Genomic DNA, 14,926 nt, shown 5'->3' on the forward strand with positions numbered 1-14,926 from the left:
GCGGTCGGGAGGGAAGGGGCAGGAAGAGCTTGCGAGTTCGACATGGTGGTGTCTCGGCTTTCACGCGTCGGGTCACAGGAGGGACGTCGAGCGCGCGGGGGGCTGAGGAATTACGAGCGGCCCGCGCGGCGGAACGCGCGGCAACACTCCATGTCGTACTGGTTCTCCTGCCGGGACGGCCAGAACGGCTCCAGGTCGTACCGACCGGGTGCGGCGGTGTTCTGGTGGCTGGCCATGTGCACATTGAAGCAGACCGGTCACGCGATGTGGAGCGGGGTTCCGCGCGAATTACCTGTCACCACAGCCAACTCTCTTGACAGCATTAGTCACTTGAGTGATTACTGTTCCCTTGAGGCTCGTCATTGACAACGTTGTCGGCGGAGGGGCACATGACGCGTACCGCAGGCCGCTACAGATCCGCTCTGGTCGGAGCGCTGCTGCTCGCGCTGCTGGGCGGCCAGGGGGCCGCCTTCGCGGCGCCGGAGCCCGACGAGGCGGGTGATACGTCGTTCGCCACCTCCTTCGAGGACGGGCAGCCGCAGCCGGACTGGAAGAACACCGCCGAGAAGGCGTCCGGCGTCGACGGCGGCTTCAGCTCCGGCTTCCCGGGTGACATCTCGGACAAGGTCGTCGGCGTCAAGGCCAGCAGCGAGAACACCGGCGCAGGGGAGGTGGCCCGCAATCTCATCGACGCCACCTCGGCCACCAAGTGGCTGGCGCCCGAGCCCACACCCTGGGTCGAGTTCGAGCTCGAGGAGCCGGTCAAGGCCGTCAAATATGCCCTGACCAGCGCCAACGATCACGACGAGCGGGACCCGAAGGGCTGGGTGCTCAAGGGCTCCAGGGACGGCGACAGCTGGACCACCCTCGACACCCGCGCGGACCAGAGCTTCCCCGAGCGCTTCCAGCAGAAGATCTACGACATCGGCAGCGCGGACGCGTACGCCCACTACCGGCTGGAATTCACCGCCAACAACGGTGCCGCGGACGCGCTCCAGCTCGCCGACGTGCAGCTCTCCGACGGCAGCAGCGCCCCGCCCGAGCCCGGCGACATGCGCTCCACCGTCGACAGCGGCCCGGTCGGCTCGCCCACCGCGAAGGGCGGCGTCGGCTTCACCGGCACCCACGCGCTGCGCTACGCCGGCACCCACAAGCCGGACGGCCGCGCCTACTCGTACAACAAGGTCTTCGACGTCGATGTCGAGGTCGGCAAGACCAGCGAGCTGTCCTACAAGGTCTTCCCGGAGATGCAGAAGACCGACCTCAACTACCCGGCCACCCATGCCGCCGTGGATCTCGCCTTCACCGACGGTACGTATCTGAGCGAGCTCAAGGCCACCGACAGCCACGGCGGCGCGCTCAGCCCGCAGGGGCAGGGTGCGGCCAAGCGGCTCTACGTCAACCAGTGGAACGCCGTCGCCGCCGACATCGGCCGGGTGGCCGCCGGCAAGACCGTGGACCGGGTGCTGGTGGCGTACGACTCGGACAAGGGGCCCGCGCAGTTCCGCGGCTGGGTCGACGACATCGCGGTCAAGCCCGCGGAGCCGGTCGAGACGCCGGACCGGGTCTCGGACTACGCGTCCACCACCCGCGGCACCATGTCGTCCGACTCCTTCTCCCGCGGCAACACCTTCCCGGCCACCGCGGTCCCGCACGGCTTCAACTTCTGGACGCCGGTCACCAACGCCCAGTCCAAGAGCTGGCTGTACGAGTACGCCCGCGGCAACAACGCCGACAACCTGCCCACCATGCAGGCCCTCGCCGCCAGCCACGAGCCCAGCCCCTGGATGGGCGACCGGCAGACCTTCCAGGTGCTGCCCTCGGCCGACTCCGGCACCCCGGACGTGACCCGCGAGGGCAGGGCGCTGCCGTTCAAGCACTCCAAGGAGACGGCGAAGCCGCACTACTACGGCGTGACCTTCGAGAACGGCATCAAGGCCGAGGTCACCCCGGCCGACCACGCCGCGATGATGCGCTTCAGCTATCCCGGGGACGACGCGAGCGTCATCTTCGACAACGTCTCCAAGGACGGCGGGCTCACCCTCGACAAGGACTCCGGGACGTTCTCCGGTTTCTCGGACGTCAAGTCCGGGCTGTCGACCGGCGCGACGCGGATGTTCGTCTACGGCGAGTTCGACAAGGACGCGACGTCGGGGGAGAAGGTCGGCGACAGCGGGGTGGCGGGGTACATGAGGTTCGGGGACCGGCAGGTCACCCTCCGCATCGCCACCTCCCTGCTCAGCGTCGAGCAGGCGAAGGAGAACCTGAAGCAGGAGATCCCTGAGGGCACGTCCTTCGCCGACGTCAAGGACCGCGCCCAGGACGCCTGGGACAAGATCCTCGGCAAGGTCGAGGTCGAGGGCGCCACCCACGACCAGCTGGTCACCCTGTACTCCAGCCTCTACCGGCTCTACCTCTACCCGAACGCCGGGCACGAGAAGGTGGACGGCAAGTACGTCTACGCCAGCCCGTTCTCCAAGGCGGAGAAGCCGGACACCCCGACCGAGACCGGCGCGAAGATCGTCGACGGGAAGGTCTATGTCAACAACGGCTTCTGGGATACGTACCGGACGACCTGGCCCGCCTATTCCCTCCTGACGCCGAAGAAGGCCGGTGAGCTGGTCGACGGCTTCGTGCAGCACTACAAGGACGGCGGCTGGACCTCCCGCTGGTCGTCGCCCGGCTACGCGGACCTGATGACCGGCACCTCCTCGGACGTGGCCTTCGCCGACGCGTACGTCAAGGGCGTCGACTCCTTCGACGCGGAGGCGGCGTACAACGCGGCCGTGAAGAACGCGACCGCCGTGCCGCCGAGCTCCGGCGTCGGCCGCAAGGGCATGGAGACCTCGCCCTTCCTCGGCTACGCCTCCACCGAGACCGACCAGGGTCTGTCCTGGTCGCTGGAGGGCTATCTCAACGACTACGGCATCGCGCGGATGGGCCAGGCGCTCTACAAGAAGACCGGAAAGGAGCGCTACAAGGAGGAGGCGGAGTACTTCCTCAACCGGGCGCGCGACTACGTCAAGCTCTTCGACGACAAGGCCGGCTTCTTCCAGGGCCGCGACCTGAAGGGCGGCTGGCGGGTCCCGAGCGACAAGTACGACCCGCGCATCTGGGGCTACGACTACACCGAGACCAATGGGTGGGGTTACGCCTTCACGGCACCCCAGGACTCCCGCGGCCTCGCCAACCTCTACGGCGGGCGTGCCGGGCTCGGCAAGAAGATGGACGAGTACTTCTCGACACCCGAGACCGCGTCGCAGGAGTTCGCCGGGTCGTACGGCGGCGTCATCCACGAGATGACCGAGGCGCGGGACGTCCGGATGGGCATGTACGGGCACTCCAACCAGGTCGCGCACCACGCCACGTACATGTACAACGCGGCCGGTCAGCCCTGGAAGACCCAGGAGAAGGTCCGCGAGGTCATGGACCGGCTCTACACGGGCAATGAGATCGGGCAGGGCCTGCACGGCGACGAGGACAACGGCGAGCAGTCGGCCTGGTGGCTCTTCTCCGCGCTCGGCTTCTATCCGCTGGTCATGGGCAGCGGTGAATACGCCATCGGGTCACCGCAGTTCACCAAGATGACCGTCCACCTGGACGGCGGCAAGGACCTGGTCGTCAAGGCGCCGGAGAACAGCCGCAAGAACATCTACGTCCAGGGACTCACGGTCAACGGAAAGAAGTGGACGAAGACCGGCCTCCCGCACGAGGAGATCGCCAACGGCGGTGAGCTGGTCTTCGACATGGGGCCGAAGCCGTCCAAGTGGGGCTCCGGGAAGGACGCCGGGCCGGTGTCGATCACCGAGGACGACGCGGTGCCGTCGCCGCGCGAGGACGCCCTCAAGGGCGAAGGCCCGCTCTTCGACAACACCTCGGACACGGGCGGCGAGGCCACCACGGTGGACCTGCCGGTCGGTGGCGACACGAAGGCGGTCCAGTACACCCTTACCTCGTCCGCGGAACCGGACAAGGCGCCGAAGGGCTGGGTGCTGCAGGGCTCCGCCGACGGCAAGGAGTGGACCGACCTCGACAAGCGGTCAGGGGAGTCCTTCGCCTGGGCGAAGCAGACCCGGCCCTTCAGCATCGCCGAGCCGGGGACGTACCGGCACTACCGGCTGGTGGCCGCGGACGGCGGCGGGATGCTGACGGAGATGGAGCTGCTGCGGTAGCTCAACCACCGCGCGGCGGCTCGGCATTGAGCCGCCGCGCGGCGGCCATCGCGTCGCCCAGCGTCACATGGTTGACCGCGATGATCGTCGGCAGCCGCCCGCGCGCCCTCGCGCACACCCGGGCCCGCGCCTCGATCACCTTCGCCGCGTTCACCCGGGCCGCCTCGGCCCGGTCGGCGCCGCCCTCGCGGGTCACGAAGTGGTTCAGCAGGAAGATCTTCTTGCTGCGGTCGTCGCCGCCCCGGGCCGGCTCGCAGGTCAGCGACTCCGCGTCGGTCGCCTCGTACGGGGTCTCCACCGCGTACGAGTAGAAGTTCCGGTACCAGGGCATCGGCCCGTCCGCCGACTCCGGGAAGACGACGAGCCGCCGTCCCGAGTCGGCCATCTCGCCGAGTGTCGGCCATGCGGCGCCCGGCGCGGGCGGCTTCCGCAGATAGTCGTCGAGTCCCGCCGCGCGGAACGCCCGCCGCGTCTCGGCGGCGCTGACGTCGTCCTGCACCACCAGCGTCACCACGTCCCGCGGATGCGCGTCCATCCAGCGGCGCAGCTCGCGCAGCTGTGTCGTCAGCCGGGTCGCGCCCAGCCGGCACGGGCCGTGGCACAGCCAGGCGCCCTTGCGCTTGGAGACCACGTCGTCGACCGCCTTGACCAGGGTCCGCCGGGTGCCGGTGGAGATCATCGCGTTGGCGGGCAGCAGCTCCCTGCCGGTCTCCCAGCGGTGCGTGTCGAGCATCAGCGCCCGTACGCCCATATCCAGCTGGCCGGTGATGGACGGGTCCTGGTGGGCGCCGAGGAAGCCGTCCGCGACGGTGGCCATGGCGTTGTGGGTGCCGATCTGCACCACCCGGTCGTACGGGCGGTCGCACAGCTCCACGCTGCCGTTGCAGGGGCGGCGGTCGGCAGGGCCGCTCGCGAGCTCCGCGGGCGGCGCGGCCGGCATCGCCGTCGGCAGCAGCACCAGCTGCGCCGACGCCACCGCCCCCGCCGCCGTGAGCCGCAGGCCCCAGCGGCGCGGGGAGGCCCGCCGTACCACCACGAGCAGCAGCGTCAGCGCGGCGAGCACGGCGACGCCGCGCCACCAGACCAGGGCGGCGGATCCGTACAACTCCCGCACCACGTCGGCCAGCAGCGCGTGCAGGCTCGGCGGCAGTCCGGAGGGGAGCAGCTCGTCGGGGGCCGGGCCGAGCCACCACACCTCGGCGCCGACCAGGGCCGCGGCGCCGGCCGCGGTGCCGCAGATCAGCGCGGCGGTGTAGCGGGCGGTACGGCCCGCGCGGCGCGCGGTGTGCAGGGCGAGCGCGAAGGCGGCGGCGAGCAGCGCGGCCGCGGCGTACGGGGTGTACGGGGCGGTGGCCAGGGCGAAGACCGGGCGGGCCGTGGTGAGCCAGGGCGGCTGCTCGCGCGGCGGCGGGGTGGCAGGGCGGTCGAGGGAGGGGGGCTTGGCGTCCTCGGTGGCCGGTTCCAGGGAGTTGAGGAGCGGGTCGAGCATGCGGTCGTAGAGGCGCTGCGCTACGGGCGGGTCCCAGGTCTCGTGGACGAAGGAGCGCAGCGGCGGCCGCAGATAGTCGGTGAGCGGGGCGCCGCTGTTCGCCTCCCACTGGCCCGGGACCTGCTGCAGCTGCCGGGCGAGGGTGGTGAGGCGGGCGGCGGTGGCGGCGTCGGTGTCCGCGCGGAGGGCGATCAGGTGCTGCCGGGCCACCTGCTCGGCGCCGCCGGCCAGCGGGCGCAGCAGCGCCTCGCGGGAGGGGGCGGGTCCGTCGCCGGACGCGTAGCCGACGAAGGAGCGGGCGGCCTGCTCGGTGGTCCGCTCCAGGACGGAGGGCGGGGCGAGTAGCGGGAGGTTGTCGATGACGAGGTCGGAGCGCAGCGGCACGCCTGCGGCGCCGGAGCGGAGCTCCTCGCGGACCTCGGGGTCGATGAGGACCTCGTCGTACACGCGCTGGTAGCCGTCGGCGTCGCTGACCGCGCGGGTGTAGAAGTCGGGGTCGGCGACGGTGGCGCGGCAGAAGATCAGCGTCATGGTGCCGAGGAGCAGGGCGGCGCAGAGCGCGGCGCTGCCGCGAGCGGCCCATCTGCTGCGCCTTGTCGTCCCATTCCACATGATCACCAGCCTTGGTGACCGGTGCGGGACGGGCGACTTGAGCTGCGCCGATCGGCGGAGGCGGACACACGTCAGGGGCGGCTGCCGAGATCCGGCGACCGCCCCTGACGGGTGTGTCCTAGACCAGCTCGGCCTTCTCCAGCGCCGTGCAGCAGGTGTCCACCATCAGCCGCGTCACCACGTACGGGTCGACGTTGGCGTTCGGGCGGCGGTCCTCGATGTAGCCCTTGCCGTCCTGCTCGACCTGCCACGGGATACGGACCGAGGCGCCGCGGTTGGAGACGCCGTAGGAGTACTCGTTCCACGGGGCGGTCTCGTGCGCGCCGGTGAGGCGGGACTCGACGCCGGAGCCGTAGTTCTTGATGTGCTCGATCGGCTTGTCGCCCTCGCCGAGGGACTCGGCGGCGGCGATGATCGCGTCGTAGTTCTCGCGCATCTTCTTGGTGGAGAAGTTGGTGTGCGCGCCGGCGCCGTTCCAGTCGCCCTTGGCGGGCTTCGCGTCGAGGGTGGCGGAGATGCCGAAGTCCTCGGCGGTGCGGTAGAGCAGCCAGCGGGCGAGCCACAGGTGGTCGGAGACCTCCAGCGGCGACAGCGGACCGACCTGGAACTCCCACTGGCCGGGCATGACCTCGGCGTTGATGCCGGAGATGCCGATGCCGGCCTTCAGGCAGTTCTCGAGGTGCGCCTCGACGACGTCGCGGCCGAAGATCTCGTCGGAGCCGACGCCGCAGTAGTAGCCGCCCTGGGGCGCCGGGAAGCCGCCCTCCGGGAAGCCCAGCGGGCGCGAGCCCTGGAAGAAGGTGTACTCCTGCTCGATGCCGAACAGCGACTCCTGCGCGGCGAAGCGCTCGGCGACCTCGCGCAGCTCGGCGCGGGTGTTCGACTCGTGCGGGGTCATGTCGGTGTTGAAGACCTCGCACAGCACGAGGACGTCGTCGCCGCCGCGGATCGGGTCCGGGCAGGAGAAGACGGGCTTCAGCACACAGTCGGAGGCGTGCCCCTCGGCCTGGTTCGTGGAGGAGCCGTCGAAGCCCCAGATCGGCAGCTCGGCGCCGTCGGCGAGGATCTTCGTCTTCGAGCGGAGCTTGGCCGTCGGCAGGGTGCCGTCGATCCAGATGTATTCGGCCTTGTACGTCACGGCGCCGTCCTTTGCGGGGAGGAGGGTCTCACTACGGCGCACTCTGGCAACCTGCGATTTCTCGTCGATTGCCCGACTGTGAACCCCATGTAACGCAGCCAGCTCACCCGTCACCGCGGAGCAGAGAGCCGAAGCCGAGGCGGCTGACCCGGGCCTTCAGCGCGTCCGGCGTGGTGCCGAGGGCCGCCGCCGTGGCGTCGATGCTCCATTCGTGGGCGGCGAGGGAGGTGAGAAGGTGGCCGCGGCGGACCTGGTTCTCCGACAGCCGGAAGGTCTTCAGATACGCGATCCGGCCGCGGTCGTCCGTGATCGCCTCGCCGATGTGCTGTTCGGTCTGCCGCTCGAACGGCGGCAGGAAGCGGACCAGCCGGAAGCGCGAGCCGCGCATCCGGCGGACCCGCTGGAAGCGGTAACCAGGGCTGTTGGCCGGCAGCCCCGCCGCCATCACGTTGTCGTGGAAGTCCGACCACGCCGTCTCCTGCTCCTCGGCCGCGGCGCGCAGCCGCGCGAGGGAGTCGATGCCGTCGGCGTCGATACGGACCGTGAAGTCCCGCACCGGGCCGCCGAAGTGCGCGTAGTGGTGGATCAGCTCGCCGAACATGTCCTGCACCAGGGTGGGGTGCAGCAGCCGGTAGTCGTCCGGGTGCGGCACGGCGAAGGCAGCGGCCAGGGCGTCGGCGGCGTAGACGAGGACGCCGCACTGGCCCGGGTGGATCTCGAAGATCCGGAGGGCGTCCTCAAGACCTGGCACCTCGGCGCCGGTGTAGGCGCGCTCGGAGCGCGGGGACAGGCCGCGGCCGACGGCGCGGCGGGACCACTCCTCCCACAGGATCGTGGGGCCGCCGAAGTGCAGGGCGAGATAGCCCTCCATGGCGAGGTGGAGCGGGAGGAAGCGGACGCGGGTCTTCGCCTCGCGCTTGGCCATGCGGCGGTGGAAGTGCAGCCGCATCGCCTCCGCCGGCCGGTCCGCGGCGCCCAGCTGGGTGCCGTACGCGGCGGCCGGGGTGCCGTCGCGGGTCCAGTCGGCGACGAGGCCGTGCGGGATGTAGGCCGTATAGACGGTGCCGTCGCCGACGTCGACGATGCCGGGGCCGTCGTAGAGGACGGGGTGCAGCCGCAGGTCGTCGATGGGCTCGGCGCGGAGGAGCGGGACGAGGCGGATGGCGCCCCAGACCTGGGCGGGGCCGGTGGCCAGGCCGGTGAGGTCGAGGCCGAGGCCGGGCTTGGCGTCCTGGCCCTGGCCCTGGCCCTGGCCCTGGTCAGTCATGTCAGTCATCGGCGAGATAGCTCCGTACCCGGGTGTCGAGGTGCGCGCGCAGCTCCGCGAGGTCCGTATGACCCGCCGCGAAGCGGGCCAGCTCCACCAGCGCCGGGAGGTCCTCGGCGTTGCGGATGCCGGCCGTCGGTACGGACGGGGCCAGGCGGCGGACGTCGAAGCCGGTGGCGTCGTAGACCGGGTTGAGGTGGACGACGTCCGTGCGGCCCGTCGGGTCGAGCCGGGTGCGCCAGACGCGGAGCACCTCGGCGGCGAGGCCGGGCGGGGCGTTGTCCCAGCCGTCCGAGACGATCAGCAGCCGGTCCGGGGAGCGGTCGAGCGCGTCCAGGATGCGGGCGCCGAGCGGGGTGGGTCCGTACGGGCGGGCGAGGAGGGCGTCCGTGCGGCCCGAGGTCCAGAGGGAGGTGGCGCTGGTGGTGAGCGCCTCCAGCAGGAAGTGGGTCGCGACGGCGACCGCGAGCGGGCGGCGGCGCTTCTCCGTGGAGCCGGACGCGGAGAAGCTGTCGTCGAGGACGGCGACCGTGCGCGGCCAGGTGCCCGCCGCGCTGCCGGCCGCTTTCGCTGCCGCCGCGCGCAGGGCGGTGGTGAGCTCGGCGCGGCGGCGGACGCGGTCGTCGAGGGGGAGGGCGAGGGCGTACGAGGCGAGCCGGGTCAGCGGCATGGTGGTGAGGTCGGCGGCGATGTTTTCGGCTTTGTGCGTCCGCGCCGACTCCTGCAGCCGCAGTCGTTCCAGGCGGGTCAGCCGCGGGGTGATGCGCTCCAGGAAGGCGCGGCGCGGGATGCGGTGCTTGGCGGCGAAGCCCTCGGCGGTGGTGAAGGGGAGCTCGTAGATCGCGGCCTGCTCGTAGCGGGCGCGGCGGTACGCGTCCAGGAGCGGGTGGTCGTAGCGGATCCGGCGGCGGGGCTCGAAGAGGAAGTCGCCGAGCTCGGCGGTGGGGGAGAGGTGGCTGTGCCGGGTCGCCGTCTTCATGCCCGTGCGGTACTTGACCGCGTCGAAGGCCGGGTCGGGGCGGTGGGCGAGCCAGTCGCGCATGATCGCGCGGGTGCGGCGGTTGTTGATACGGGCGGCGCGGATGTCGCGGAAGAGGCGGTAGACGCGCTGCGGGGGTGTGTGGGTGAGGCGGCGGGCGATGAGGCGGCCCTCGGTGGTGCGCTGCTCCGGGGTCGCGTCGGTGGCGGTGCGGAGGAGGCGGAGGATGATGCGGGCCGCGTTGTGGTCGTTGATGTCGAGGGCGAGGGCGGCGGCGTACAGGTCGCGGTAGTTGCCGTGCACGTACCGGTGCAGGAAGTCGAGCGAGAGGTGCTGCTCGGCGGCGTCGGAGCGGAACTCGCGCTGGCCGGTGGCGGTGATCGCGGCATTGACGAAGAGCAGCACGTCTTCGGCGGCCACGAGGCCGGCGCGGGTGTCCTCCATGGTCGTTCTGCTCCCTGTCCCCCTGGTTCGGTGCCGGCCGGGGAATGAGAGCACGAGCTGCGAATCATCGCTTCATAGGCGGGTTCCGGAAGTCGCACTGGAGTCCCGCGGCCGGCGGTGCCAGCGTAGCGCCGGCCGTTCGTCGCGAGCGCGAGGTTTTTCCCGGTGGGCCGGGCTCGGGGCTGCCGGTTCGCTGTCGCCCGCCGCGCATGAGATTTTTGCGGGATGGGCGATATGCGGGCTGTCGCGGGGGCCGTCGGGGTGCTGGCTGTGGCCGGGGTCGTACGGGATCGGGTGCGGGGCGTGGCCGGGGTGCCGGTGTCGCTGGCGGCCACGGGGGTTCTGATCGTGATCGCCCGGCGGGCCGGGTGCACCCGGGGTGAGCTCGGGCTCGGGGCGTCGGGGAAGGGGCTGCGGCACGGCGCGGTCGCCGCCGGGGTCGTGGGGGCGGTCTATGCCGCCGGGGTGGCGGCGCCCCGTACCCGCGTGCTCTTCGACGACGACCGGGCCGCCGGCACCGGGGCCGGGCTGGCGCGGCAGGCGCTGGTGGAGGTGCCGTTCGGGACCGTGGTGCTGGAGGAGGCCGGGTTCCGGGCCGTGCTGCCCGCGCTGTTGCGGCCGGCGTGCGGGGAGGTCGGGGCTGATGCCGTGGCCGCCGGGCTGTTCGGGCTGTGGCACATCCTGCCGTCGCGGGATCTGGTCGCGGCCAATCCAGCGCTCGCCGAGGCGGCGGCCGCCGGGGTGCCGCCCTCGCCGGTCCGGGCGGCGGTCTCAGCCGTCGTGACCACCGCGGCCGCCGGGGTGCTCTTCGCCGCGCTGCGGCGGCGCAGCGGCAGCGTCATCGCGCCGGCGCTGCTGCACGCCGCCACCAACTCGCTCGGGTACGCCGCCGCGTGGGCCGTCAGGCGTCGCTCTCGCGCTCACGCTCCCGTTCGCGTTCGCCCGGCCAGTCGAGCTTGACGCGGTCCGCGCGCGGGAGCTTCGCCACGATCAGGTCGTACGAGTCCTCGATCATCTCCCGGACCAGGCGGTCGGGGACCGAGCCGTCGAGGGTGACCGTGTTCCAGTGGCGCTTGTTGAGGTGGTAGCCGCCGACGATCGCGTCCGGGTGCGCGGCGCGCAGCCGCAGGGCCAGTTCCGGGTCGCACTTCAGGCTGACGGTCAGGGGCTTGTCGTCGAGCGTCGTGAGGGCGAAGATCTTGCCTCCGACCTTGAAGGTGGTCACCTCGGGATGCCGGGAGAAGGGGTTCTCCTCGGCGGCTCCGTTGAAGTCGAGGCAGGCTGCGCGTAGCGCTTCCGGAGTCATACGGAAATTATGTCGCTCGGTGTCGATCGGCGCCCGGCCGTTCGTCGGTGGGGTGAAGGAACCACTGCGAGCGAGAGGAGAAGGCATGCGCTACATGCTGCTGATCTGCGGTGACGACTCGGTCGACGCGTCCGGGATGGCCCCCATCGAGCCGTGGATCGAGGAGTACGGGGCCCGGCGCGGGCACCGGCTGCACGGCGACCGGCTGCGGCCGGCCGGCGAGGCCGTCACGGTGCGGGTGCGCGGCGATGAGGTGCTGCGCAGCGACGGCCCCTTCGCGGAGACGAAGGAGCAGGTCGCCGGCTACGACATCGTCGAGTGCGACACGCTCGGGCAGGCGCTGGCGGCGGCGGCCGCGCATCCGGTGGCGCCGTACGGGGCGATCGAGGTGCGGGCGCTCTACTACCCGCCGGCGGGGGCGGATGAGATCCGGCGGATCCACGGTGTGCTGACCGAGGGGGACGACGGCCAGGTGGCCGCCTGCTATGCGCCGGACGCCGTCGTGTACGGGCCGGCGAAGGTGCTCCAGGGGGCCGGGGCCACGGAGCTGCGGGTCGAGGCCGACGAGCACTCCGGGTTCAGCCACGCGGTGGTCGGGCCGTATCGCGTGACCAGCGGATTCCGGGCCATCGGCGACGACTGGCGGATCGTCCACCAGCACATCTCGGCCGAGGAGAAGTGACCATGAAATACGTGCTGTTCATCTGCGCCCCGGTCGGCGGCGAGGAGCAGAGCCCCGACGAACTCGCGCAGGACCCGCGGTATGCCGCGTACGGCGAGGAGGTGCGCCGCCGGGACATCATGAAGGGCGGCGCGCGGCTGCGGCCCCCGGAGGACGCCACCACGGTGCGCGTCCAGGGCGACGAGGTGCTGCTCAGCGACGGCCCCTTCATCGAGGCCAAGGAGTACGTGGCCGGCATCGACATCATCGAGGTCGACAACCTCGATGAGGCCATCGCCCTCGCCTCCCGGCACCCGGCCGCACTGGCCGGCGAGTCGATCGAAGTCCGGCCGGTCTGGGAGTGAGCTCGGCCCAGGACGTCGAGGCGGCGGTTGCCGCTGCGTTCAAGGAGGAGTGGGGGCAGGTTGTCGCCACGTTGATTCGGGTGACCGGGGACTGGGACCTGGCCGAGGAGTGTGCGCAGGATGCCTTTGCGCAGGCGCTGGACCGGTGGCGGCGCGATGGTGTTCCGCGTCGGCCCGGTGCCTGGCTGACCACGACGGCGCGGCATCGGGCGATGGACGTGCTGCGGCGGCAGGCGGTGGGGGAGCGGAAGCTGCGGGAGGCTGCGGTGCTGGCGCGTGGTGAGGGCCCGTACGACCCGGATGACGACGGCGCGGACAGCGGGGTGAGCGACGACCGGCTGCGGCTGATCTTCACCTGCTGCCACCCCGCGCTGCCGATCGAGGCGCGGGTGGCGCTGACGCTGCGCACCCTCGCCGGGCTGACGACGCCGGAGATCGCACGGGGATTCCTGGTGCCCGAGGCGACGATGGCGCAGCGGCTGGTGCGGGCGAAGCGGAAGATCCGTAACGCCGGGATCCCGTACCGGGTGCCGCCGGCGCATCTGCTGCCGGAGCGGACGTCCGGGGTGCTCGGCGTCATCTATCTGCTGTTCAACGAGGGGTATGCGGCCTCCGCCGGCGCCGATCTGATCCGGCGCAGTCTGAGCGACGAGGCGATCCGGCTGGCCCGGGTGCTGGCGCGGCTGATGCCGGATGAGCCCGAAGTGGTCGGGCTGCTGGCGCTGTTGCTGCTGCACGACGCGCGGCGGGGCACGCGGGTGGACGCGGCCGGGGAGCTGGTCACGCTGGAGGAGCAGGACCGTGGCGGCTGGGAGCGGTCGAGGATCGCGGAGGGCGAGGCGCTGCTCGACGGTGCGCTGCGGCGGGGGCGGCCCGGCCCGTATCAGATCCAGGCCGCCATCGCCGCCTGCCATATGACGGCGGCGAGCGCGGCGGAGACCGACTGGGTGCAGATCGCCGCGCTGTACGGGGAGTTGGAGCGGCGGGTGCCGTCGGCCGTGGTGCGGCTCAACCGGGCGGTCGCCGTGGGGATGGCGGACGGTCCTGCGGCCGGGCTCGCGATGGTGGCGCGGCTGGAGGAGGGCGGCGAGCTGGCGGGATATCACCTGCTGCCGGCGACGCGGGCCGATCTGCTGCGCCGGCAGGGGCGGTTGGCGGCGGCGGCCGCGGCGTACGAGCAGGCGCTGGAGCTGGTGGAGAACGACGCCGAGCGGAAATTTCTGCGAAAGCGGCTCGCGGAGTGTCGATCAGTGTAGGGCTCGTTCGTCGGTGGGTCGGAAGGATCCGACGACATCACGGAGGCTCTCATGACCGCCACCATCCGCCGCTTCGTTCAGCTGCTGCCGGCCCGCCGCACCGCCCCGCCTGCCCCCGGCGGCCGGCCATGGGTGGACCACCGCCCGTTGGCCGAGCTGGACGCGCTGTGTGTCCGGGCCGGCGTCCGCCTGGGCGGCTGACCCATGACCACCACCCCCGACCCCCGCCGCTGGCACGCGCTCGGGCTGCTCTGCCTCGCGGGCTTCATGGTCATCCTGGACGCGCAGATCGTGCTGCTCGCGCTGCCGTCCATCGCCGCCGAACTCGACTTCGCGCCCGGCCGCTCGCAGTGGGTGCTCAGCGCCTATCTGCTCGCCTTCGGCGGGCTGTTGCTGCTCGGCGGCCGCACGGCCGACCTGCTCGGCCGCCGCCGCGTCTTCCTCGCCGGCACCGCGCTCTTCCTCGTCTCCTCGCTGCTGTGCGGGCTCGCCTGGTCGGCGGGCGTGCTGGTCGCGGCGCGGGTGGTGCAGGGCCTGTCCGCCGCCGTCATGGCGCCCACGGCGCTGTCGATCCTGATGAACACCTTCGCCGAGGGCGCCGAGCGCAATCGCGCGCTCGCCATCTGGTCCACCGCCGGCGGCTTCGGCGCCACCGCCGCGCTGCTCATCGGCGGCCCGCTCACCGGCGCCCTCGGCTGGGAGTGGGTCTTCTTCCTCAACGTCCCCGTGGCCGCCCTCCTCCTCGCCCTCGGCCCCGTCCTGCTGCGCGAGAGCCGCGCGGGGACCGGCGGCCTCAAGGCGTACGACCCGGCCGGAGCCGCCGCCGTCACGCTGGCGCTGGTCGCGTGCGTCTACGCGATCGTCGAGGCGCCGCGCGCCGGCTGGCTGTCGGCGCAGACGCTCGGACTGCTCGCGGCCACCGCGGCCCTGCTCGCGGTGTTCGTACGGATCGAGGCGCGCGCCGCCGCCCCGCTGGTGCCGCTGCGGCTGCTGAAGTCCCGGTCGGTGTCCGGCGGCAACGCGGTGATGTTCCTGCTCGGCGGCTCCGCCTTCGGCATGTCGTACGCGCTGTCGCAGTACGGGCAGGTGGTGCTCGGCCTCTCGCCGCTGCGCTTCGGCCTCTACAACGTGGTGATGCCGGTGCTCACCCTCGTCGGCTCGATCGCGGGCCAGGCCGTGGTCACCCGGCGCGGCCCGCGCCCGGTGGCGGCGGGCGCGGGCCGCGCCGGGCTGTCTC

At 72.0% G+C, this 14,926-nt stretch carries 13 protein-coding genes; 7 read left to right on the forward strand and 6 right to left on the reverse strand.

All coding sequences use genetic code 11. From position 1 onward, the window contains the following. Window positions 1–110: 110 nt before the first annotated feature. A complete protein-coding gene (locus G5C51_RS43850; RefSeq protein ID WP_276617690.1) occupies window positions 111–236 on the reverse strand; it encodes a hypothetical protein in 126 nt (41 codons plus the stop codon). Window positions 237–389: 153 nt separating this feature from the next. On the opposite strand from G5C51_RS43850, the gene G5C51_RS32045 reads away from it, so the two are divergent. Next, a complete protein-coding gene (locus tag G5C51_RS32045; protein WP_165242541.1) occupies window positions 390–4,172 on the forward strand; it encodes a GH92 family glycosyl hydrolase in 3,783 nt (1,260 codons plus the stop codon). 1 nt (window position 4,173) lies between these two features. Here G5C51_RS32045 and G5C51_RS32050 read toward each other — a convergent pair whose 3' ends face one another. The 4 genes from G5C51_RS32050 to G5C51_RS32065 form a co-directional block, all read right to left on the reverse strand. Beyond that, window positions 4,174–6,273 carry a phosphoinositide-specific phospholipase C-related protein gene (locus tag G5C51_RS32050; RefSeq protein ID WP_165242543.1) on the reverse strand — a complete coding sequence of 700 codons (2,100 nt, stop codon included), beginning with the start codon at window positions 6,271–6,273 and terminating at the stop codon, window positions 4,174–4,176. Between the two features lie 118 nt (window positions 6,274–6,391). After that, window positions 6,392–7,411, reverse strand: coding sequence for a glutamine synthetase (gene glnII / locus G5C51_RS32055; protein WP_165242561.1), 1,020 nt, complete (start codon window positions 7,409–7,411; stop codon window positions 6,392–6,394). A 103-nt stretch (window positions 7,412–7,514) separates the two neighbouring features. Next, window positions 7,515–8,678, reverse strand: a complete 1,164-nt coding sequence (locus tag G5C51_RS32060; RefSeq protein WP_165242563.1) for an ARPP-2 domain-containing protein — start codon at window positions 8,676–8,678, stop codon at window positions 7,515–7,517. Between the two features lies 1 nt (window position 8,679). Continuing rightward, the gene (locus G5C51_RS32065) at window positions 8,680–10,101 is read right to left on the reverse strand and encodes a hypothetical protein (protein ID WP_165242545.1); all 1,422 of its coding nucleotides are present in this window, start codon (window positions 10,099–10,101) and stop codon (window positions 8,680–8,682) included. A gap of 234 nt (window positions 10,102–10,335) precedes the next feature. On the opposite strand from G5C51_RS32065, the gene G5C51_RS32070 reads away from it, so the two are divergent. Next, window positions 10,336–11,061: a CPBP family intramembrane glutamic endopeptidase gene (locus G5C51_RS32070; protein WP_206314562.1), complete on the forward strand. Its 726-nt coding sequence runs from the start codon at window positions 10,336–10,338 to the stop codon at window positions 11,059–11,061. On the opposite strand, the gene G5C51_RS32075 is transcribed toward G5C51_RS32070, so the two are convergent. Then, window positions 11,003–11,407 (reverse strand): MmcQ/YjbR family DNA-binding protein, encoded by a 405-nt coding sequence (locus G5C51_RS32075; RefSeq protein WP_165242549.1) that lies wholly within the window; start codon window positions 11,405–11,407, stop codon window positions 11,003–11,005. The genes G5C51_RS32070 and G5C51_RS32075 overlap by 59 nt on opposite strands. An 85-nt stretch (window positions 11,408–11,492) precedes the next feature. Between G5C51_RS32075 and G5C51_RS32080 the strand changes: the two genes are divergently transcribed. The 5 genes from G5C51_RS32080 to G5C51_RS32100 all read left to right on the forward strand — a co-directional run. Beyond that, window positions 11,493–12,089 carry a YciI family protein gene (locus G5C51_RS32080; RefSeq protein WP_165242551.1) on the forward strand — a complete coding sequence of 199 codons (597 nt, stop codon included), beginning with the start codon at window positions 11,493–11,495 and terminating at the stop codon, window positions 12,087–12,089. Window positions 12,090–12,091: 2 nt separating this feature from the next. After that, entirely contained in the window at window positions 12,092–12,433 is a 342-nt protein-coding gene (locus G5C51_RS32085; protein WP_165242553.1) for a YciI family protein, read from the forward strand. Beyond that, a complete protein-coding gene (locus G5C51_RS32090) occupies window positions 12,430–13,689 on the forward strand; it encodes a sigma-70 family RNA polymerase sigma factor (protein WP_165242555.1) in 1,260 nt (419 codons plus the stop codon). The genes G5C51_RS32085 and G5C51_RS32090 overlap by 4 nt, the downstream gene beginning before the upstream one ends. A 51-nt stretch (window positions 13,690–13,740) precedes the next feature. Further along, the gene (locus G5C51_RS32095; RefSeq protein ID WP_165242557.1) at window positions 13,741–13,890 is read left to right on the forward strand and encodes a hypothetical protein; all 150 of its coding nucleotides are present in this window, start codon (window positions 13,741–13,743) and stop codon (window positions 13,888–13,890) included. 3 nt (window positions 13,891–13,893) lie between these two features. After that, the coding region (locus G5C51_RS32100) for an MFS transporter (RefSeq protein ID WP_165242559.1) at window positions 13,894–14,926 on the forward strand (1,033 nt) is incomplete at its 3' end.

This window comes from Streptomyces coryli, assembly GCF_011044975.1.
In the GTDB taxonomy this organism is placed as follows: domain Bacteria; phylum Actinomycetota; class Actinomycetes; order Streptomycetales; family Streptomycetaceae; genus Streptomyces; species Streptomyces coryli.

Excerpts from the sequence above, each read along its gene's own strand:
- G5C51_RS43850 (WP_276617690.1), bottom strand. The coding sequence starts at position 236 with ATGGCCAGCCACCAGAACACCGCCGCACCCGGTCGGTACGACCTGGAG.
- G5C51_RS32045 (WP_165242541.1), top strand. The coding sequence starts at position 390 with ATGACGCGTACCGCAGGCCGCTACAGATCCGCTCTGGTCGGAGCGCTG.
- G5C51_RS32050 (WP_165242543.1), bottom strand. The coding sequence starts at position 6,273 with ATGTGGAATGGGACGACAAGGCGCAGCAGATGGGCCGCTCGCGGCAGC.
- G5C51_RS32060 (WP_165242563.1), bottom strand. The coding sequence starts at position 8,678 with ATGACTGACCAGGGCCAGGGCCAGGGCCAGGGCCAGGACGCCAAGCCC.
- G5C51_RS32065 (WP_165242545.1), bottom strand. The coding sequence starts at position 10,101 with ATGGAGGACACCCGCGCCGGCCTCGTGGCCGCCGAAGACGTGCTGCTC.
- G5C51_RS32070 (WP_206314562.1), top strand. The coding sequence starts at position 10,336 with ATGCGGGCTGTCGCGGGGGCCGTCGGGGTGCTGGCTGTGGCCGGGGTC.
- G5C51_RS32075 (WP_165242549.1), bottom strand. The coding sequence starts at position 11,407 with ATGACTCCGGAAGCGCTACGCGCAGCCTGCCTCGACTTCAACGGAGCC.
- G5C51_RS32080 (WP_165242551.1), top strand. The coding sequence starts at position 11,493 with ATGCGCTACATGCTGCTGATCTGCGGTGACGACTCGGTCGACGCGTCC.
- G5C51_RS32085 (WP_165242553.1), top strand. The coding sequence starts at position 12,092 with ATGAAATACGTGCTGTTCATCTGCGCCCCGGTCGGCGGCGAGGAGCAG.
- G5C51_RS32095 (WP_165242557.1), top strand. The coding sequence starts at position 13,741 with ATGACCGCCACCATCCGCCGCTTCGTTCAGCTGCTGCCGGCCCGCCGC.